The sequence below is a fragment of the Streptomyces beijiangensis genome (assembly GCF_017315755.1).
Taxonomy (GTDB): domain Bacteria; phylum Actinomycetota; class Actinomycetes; order Streptomycetales; family Streptomycetaceae; genus Streptomyces; species Streptomyces beijiangensis.
Map to the genome: position 1 here is coordinate 1 of NZ_JAFLRJ010000337.1, position 4068 is coordinate 4068.

Consider the following 4068-nt stretch of genomic DNA (forward strand, 5'->3'; position numbering starts at 1 on the left):
CCCGCGGCACGCATGTTGTGGGTCCACTGGACGTGCCGCGGGCGGCGGCGAACTCCACCTCGGCAAGAAGACCGACGCCTTCACCGCGGTCGAGGTCGGCGACGACGACAAGCCCGACATCCTGCGCGCCTACCTCAAGCGCTGGAAGGCGGAGGTAGGGGTCTTCTTCAACGGCGTCGGCCCGGACTCCTCCGCGGAGGAACTGCGCCGCATCGCCCCCGACCACCCCATCTTCCGTATCACCCTCACGAGCTGAACCGCACGCGTCGATCCCGGACGCCCACGAGTCAGCCCTGCACCGCCCGGCCGCGGTGGGCCGCGACCTCACTGCGGCTGGTCGCCAGATGCCGCAGGGCCAACTCCTCGACGCGGCCCACATCCCGCGCCTCGATTCCCCGATACAGCTCCTCGTGCTCCCCGGCGACGACGTCAAAGGCATCGTGCTGCCCCAGGAGCCAGCGCATCCGGCTGCGCAACGTCGCTTCGAGCTCACTGAGCAGCGCGTTGTCGGCAAGTTCCGTGACCGTCTCGTGGAAATCGGCCGCTGCCCGCCGCGCGGCCGTACCGTCCCCCGTCGCGGCGGCCCGCAGCTCGGCATCGAGGTCGGCGCGAAGACCGGCCAGCCCCGCCCTGGTACGGCGCTGCGCGGCGAGCCGGAAGGCGAGGACCTCCAGGGCGGAGCGGACCTCGATGAGGTCGGAGATGTCGGAGGCGGTGAACTCCCGCACCACTGCCCAGGTGCGCGGCCGCGGAGTCACCAGCCCCTCGTTGACCAGGTCCCGCAGAGCATCGCGTACGGGTAGCCGGCTCACACCCAGCTCGGCGGCGAGGTCACGCTCCACCAGCTTGCTGCCGGGCGCCCGCGTCCCGTCGATGATCTGATCGCGCAGGATGCGCGTGACCCGATCCGACTCGGGCGTGAAGTCCTCAGAACCTGTCATCCCGCCATTCTCACAGAGCCGGACCGCAGCGTATTGGTATACCGAATGACGCGTAGGAGCTCTGCATCTACCGCCATATATCACGCCTAGCTCGCATTATGCCCGTGCCAATGGAGCATGGATCTCACATTGGTATGCCAAATGTTAGGGTCGCGGCAACCGACCGCGAGGAGACCCTTCGTGCGCACCCGCTTGCGTGCCGCCCACATCCTGGCCCACCAGGGCGGGCACCACGCACTGCTGCGCGACGGCGAGGTGGTCTGGGAGGACGACACTCTCGTTCATGTGGGCCGCGGCTGGACCGAGACCTTCGACGAGGAGCGCGGGCGCGCGGGGCTGCGTGACGCCGAACGGTTCCTCGACCACGCCGAGGAGACCGGAGACCCTCTCGTGCGCGGCGCACTTCTGCCGCGCCGTATCGAGGCCCTCTCCCCCGAACTGCTGCGCGCCACCGCCGAGCTCGCTCCGCGCCGCGACGTGCCGGTCCGTCTCCACTGTCTCCAGGGCCACCTGGAACGCGATCCCGTTCCGCACGGACTGCTCGTCGACCGCCACCCGTCCGTCCACGGTGAGGACCGCGGCGAAGGTGGTCGACGGGCGGGCCGACGCCGCCCCCGCCGAGGCCTATGTCGAGGCCGGCACGCTCGGCGGCGCCCGCGCGCTGGGCCGTGACGACCCTCCTCCTCAACGGCAGCGCCCGCCGGGCCACCCATTCCGTGGTGAACGGCCGCCCCGTGCTCGTCGACGGACGGCTGCCCGGCATCGACACGGACGGACTGCGCCGCCGGGCCCAGTCCCTGTTCGAGAAGATGCGCGCGGCCTACAGCGAAAGAGACGTCCGCGGGCGTACCGCCGCCGAGCTCTTCCCGCCCACCTTCCCCGAGTCCGCGTAACAGGAGTCGCCACCCATGATCATCAGGAACGTCCGCCCCTGGGGAGGACAGGCATCGGACATCGACGTCACGGACGGCAGGATCGCCGCCGTCCTGCCGCACGCCCCGTCCCGCCCGGACGACGGCACCGGCATCGACGGCCGCGGCCGCCTCGCCATGCCGTCCTTCTCGGACGTCCACTGCCACCTGGACTCCAACCGGGTCGGCCTGCCCTTCCGCCCGCACACCGGCGGGTCCGGCATCTGGGGCCTGGTGATGAACGACCGCGAGCACTGGCGGGAGGACCCGCCGGTCGCCGAACGCACCACCGCTCTGCTGGGCCGCATGATCGAGCGCGGCACCACCCGGGTGCGCAGTTACGCGCAGATCGACGCCGACTCCGGCTTGGAGCGCTTCGAGGGTGTCCTGGCCGCGAAAGAGGCCCACAAGGACCGCGCGGACGTCGAGATCATCGCGTTCCCGCAGGCCGGCCTGTTGCGGGAGAAGGGGGTTCCCGAGCTGATGGAGGAGGCGCTCTCCTCCGGAGCCGCTGTCGTCGGCGGGATCGACCCCTGCACCCTCGACCGCGACCCGGTCCGTCATCTCGACATCGTCTTCGGGCTCGCCGAACGCCACCAGGCGCCCGTCGACATCCACTTGCACGAGCCGGGGCACCTCGGCGTGTTCAGCACGGACCTCGTCCTGGAGCGCACCCGCGCGCTCGGCATGCAGGGCAAGGTGACGATCTCTCACGCCTACGAGCTGGGAACCGTCGACGAGGCCACCACGCGCAGGCTCATCGAGGATTTCGCGGAGCTGGACGTGTCGATGGCCACCATCGCCCCTGCCCAGCAGTCCACCGCGCTGCCGCTGGCCGAACTGACCCGGGCGGGCGTCCGGGTGGGCCTCGGCGAGGACGGGCAGCGCGACTTCTGGTCGCCCTACGGCAACGGCGACATGCTCGACCGCACGTGGCAGCTGGCGTTCACCAGCCGCTACCGCCCCGACGAACTGATCGAGCACTGCTGGGCCGTCGCGAGCCGCGGTGGCGCCGCGATTCTCGACCCCTCGCTGCAGCGGCTGACCTCCACCGCCGACCGGCCCGGCGTTGACGTCGGCGACGCAGCCGACCTCATCCTGGTCGAGGGCGACACCGTGGTCTCCGCGGTGATGGACCGCGGGGCCGACCGTACGGTGATTCACGCGGGCCGGGTCGTCGCGGATCAGCTCCGGCTGGTCGGCTGACTTCGCCGGTTACGGTGCCGGGGCGGCCAGTTGATTCACATCGGCCAGCGATCCGCCCACGGCGCCGCGCGTTCGAATGCGGCGGCAACCCGCAGGACCTGGGCGTCGGCGAGGTGGCGGCCGGTGATCTGGAGTCCGACCGGCAGGCCGTCGCAGGTGAACCCCGCGGGGACACTGATCGCGGGCTGCCCGGTGAGGTTCTGCGGGGAGGCGAAGCCGGTCCAGGCGGTGTCGGGAACGGTGCGGCCGTCGATGACGGTCGGGCCCTGGATACCGAGGGGAAAGGCCGGCACGGCGGTGGTGGGGGTGACGAGGATGTCGTAATCCGCCATGAAGCGGGCCATGCGGTTGACGACCGACTTGCGGACCATGTTCGCGTCCGTGAACTGCTCGGCGGTCCAGGGGTGCTGCATCATCTCGACGAGATGCGGGGACATGCGCTCGCCGTGTACGCCGATGAGGCGCCGCATGCCCCTCAGGTCGGTCTCGGCGGCGATGAGGGCGGCGAACGCCTCGCCCGGGTCCTTCCAGCCGGGGTCGGCTGCCTCGACACGGCAGCCGAGGTCGGATTCGAGGACGCGTACGGCATCTGCGACGACGCGGCGCACCTCGGGATCGACGGGGAGGTAGCCGAGGTCGGCGCTGTAGGCCACGCGCAGACCCGCGATGTCCGCGGGCTGCGCCGCCGACGCCCAGTCGACATCGCCGCACGGTATCGAGTGCCGGTCGCGCGGGTCGGTTCCGGCCAGCACCGAAAGCACCAGCGCGGAGTCGGCGACGGTACGGGTGAGCGGGCCGATGTGTTCCAGTGACTCCCAGCCCGACACTCCCGGGTAGCGCTCGTCGCGGCAGCCCGGCCACACCGGCACCCGCCCCATGGACGCCTTGAAGCCGACGAGCCCGCAGTGTGCCGCGGGCACGCGGACCGAGCCGCCGCCGTCGGAGCCGAGCGCGACGGGGCCGAGTCCGGCAGCGACGGCGGCAGCCGACCCGGCGCTGGAGCCGCCGGG

Annotated in this window: 5 protein-coding genes and 1 pseudogene; 4 read left to right on the forward strand and 2 right to left on the reverse strand. The window is 71.4% G+C overall.

Annotated elements, in window-relative coordinates; all coding sequences use genetic code 11:
* Nucleotides 1-256, forward strand: a pseudogene (locus tag J0695_RS29635) (hypothetical protein); the annotation flags it as partial.
* 31 nt (nucleotides 257-287) lie between these two features.
* Here J0695_RS29635 and J0695_RS29640 read toward each other — a convergent pair.
* Entirely contained in the window at nucleotides 288-941 is a 654-nt protein-coding gene (locus J0695_RS29640) for a GntR family transcriptional regulator (protein ID WP_206967165.1), read from the reverse strand.
* Nucleotides 942-1121: 180 nt separating this feature from the next.
* Between J0695_RS29640 and J0695_RS29645 the strand changes: the two genes are divergently transcribed.
* From J0695_RS29645 to J0695_RS29650, 3 genes are read left to right on the forward strand one after another with little or no spacing between them, the layout of a single operon-like run.
* Entirely contained in the window at nucleotides 1122-1613 is a 492-nt protein-coding gene (locus J0695_RS29645; RefSeq protein WP_242553366.1) for a hypothetical protein, read from the forward strand.
* Entirely contained in the window at nucleotides 1610-1834 is a 225-nt protein-coding gene (locus tag J0695_RS44240; protein WP_242553367.1) for a hypothetical protein, read from the forward strand. Before J0695_RS29645 ends, J0695_RS44240 begins: the two co-directional genes overlap by 4 nt.
* A 15-nt stretch (nucleotides 1835-1849) precedes the next feature.
* Entirely contained in the window at nucleotides 1850-3058 is a 1209-nt protein-coding gene (locus J0695_RS29650) for an amidohydrolase (protein WP_206967167.1), read from the forward strand.
* A 35-nt stretch (nucleotides 3059-3093) separates the two neighbouring features.
* Here J0695_RS29650 and J0695_RS29655 read toward each other — a convergent pair.
* Nucleotides 3094-4068: amidase (locus J0695_RS29655; protein ID WP_206967169.1), on the reverse strand; the 975-nt coding region annotated here is incomplete at its 5' end.

Bases quoted from the DNA above. Each gene is read 5' to 3' on its own strand.
- J0695_RS29640 (WP_206967165.1), bottom strand. From the start codon at position 941: ATGACAGGTTCTGAGGACTTCACGCCCGAGTCGGATCGGGTCACGCGC.
- J0695_RS29650 (WP_206967167.1), top strand. From the start codon at position 1,850: ATGATCATCAGGAACGTCCGCCCCTGGGGAGGACAGGCATCGGACATC.